General features: G+C 33.0%; 1 protein-coding gene. It reads right to left on the bottom strand.

Going from position 1 to position 828, the window contains the following annotated elements:
- Positions 1-251: hypothetical protein (locus CJF42_RS25995; protein ID WP_141235701.1), on the bottom strand; the 251-nt coding region annotated here is incomplete at its 3' end.
- Between the last annotated feature and the right edge of the window lie 577 nt (positions 252-828).

Raw genomic sequence — 828 nt, 5'->3', positions numbered from 1 at the left:
TAAATAATCTGATTGGTATTACTGTCATCCAGTACAACTAATTTTGCACCACTTTCAGAACCAAATGATTTGCCGCAAGTTTGTTCTTCTGTATGAACATTAACAAAAGTGGAGTAGCCTAAGAAAGGAGCGTCAAAATCATGTTTAACTTTAAATCCAGCCGAAGGCGCATCGGTTTTTGGTTCAACATAAGTAGGTAAACTAGCACAGCCAGTAACCAACAATAGTATTAATATGATGCTAAATTTCAATATGATTCCTTATAAAATACATAACAATTTAATATCGACCCGATGGGTCGTTTTTCTACTGGATAAGGGTTGTTTCTTTTACCAGTATTTCTAAGAAACATCTTAACATCTTACTATTAATAAATTTATTGATATAACCAGAATAAATTTTTGGATAAAAACGAGCAATGGGAAGTTTTCTTTACTATAGGAGAATTGAGTATGAATAATGGTCTTTGAATTAAATATGGTTCAAATTGGATTTAGCACTTTTGTCTGCAATAGGCTCTGAGCAGCCTTAAAAAGTAAGAGTCTGAAGGTCTGCTAATGGCACTTAGCGGAAGTAACTCTCTGAATTAAATTATGTATCCGACAGAAATGAGCGAGGAACGGTCGTTGATGTTTTTTAAAATCCTTATTTTTAGCTTCTGAACTATAAGTTTTCCCCCATATTCAAGAAAATGCGCAAGTTGCGCACTTTTATCTTTCTGAAAAAATTAACAACATATATTTTTAATAATACTGGCAACTAGTTATCAACTTTGTTAAAACTAACACATTCAGAAAAGTGCGCGATTGCAAATCAGAAATATGCGCG

Source organism: Pseudoalteromonas sp. NBT06-2, assembly GCF_002276045.1.
GTDB lineage: Bacteria > Pseudomonadota > Gammaproteobacteria > Enterobacterales > Alteromonadaceae > Pseudoalteromonas.
Note: the sequence above shows the minus strand (reverse complement) of the source record. Positions and strands in the feature narration are given on the sequence as shown.